Annotated in this window: 1 protein-coding gene; it reads left to right on the forward strand. The window is 69.7% G+C overall.

Annotated elements, in window-relative coordinates:
* Nucleotides 1-38 precede the first annotated feature (38 nt).
* Nucleotides 39-731 (forward strand): asparaginase (locus tag AC1DYX_RS31675; protein ID WP_477266241.1); only part of this gene is annotated, 693 nt, incomplete at its 3' end.

The following is a 731-nucleotide window of genomic DNA, read 5'->3' on the forward strand; positions in this document are numbered from 1 at the left end:
CGGTGAGCACTTGTGCTCACATTTTTGAGAGCAGACCGATGCACCCCGTTCCCCTGGTCGCCACGACGCGCGGCTACCCACGTGGCTATCCACAGGACCGCGACCATGCCGGCGGCTACGCGGTCGAGAACATCCATTACGGATCGATYGCCGTCGTCGACRTGGCCGGCCGCCTGCTGTGGTCGGCGGGCGACCCCGATTTCATGACGTTCACCCGCTCCGCGCTGAAGCCCTTCCAGGCCCTGCCCTTCGTGCTGGACGACGGCCCGGCCCGCTTCGGATTCACCCGCGCCGAACTGGCCCTGCTGTGCGCCAGCCACTCGGGCGAGGAAAAGCACCTGGTGGGCGTCACGGCCATTCTCGACAAGATCGGCCTGGACGAGAGCCACCTCGAATGCGGCTGCGCGGCGCCGCTGTACTACGATGCCGTCGGCCTGCCCGTGCCGGCCGAGCGGCGCTGGCGCACGGTCCACCACAACTGTTCGGGCAAGCACAGCGGCTTTCTCGCCTGGTGCCGCCTGCACGGCGTGGATACGCGCGGCTACGTCGATCCCGCACACCCGCTGCAGCGCGCGATCCGCGCCACCCTGGCCGATTGCGTGCAGATGACGGAAGACACCCTGCCGATGGGCATCGACGGCTGCTCGGCACCGAACTACGCGATGCCGCTCGCGCGCCTCGCGCACCTGTACGCGCGCCTGGCGCAGGGTGGCGCGGACGCCCGCCTGGGC

This window comes from Massilia sp. P2_C2, from assembly GCF_056404615.1.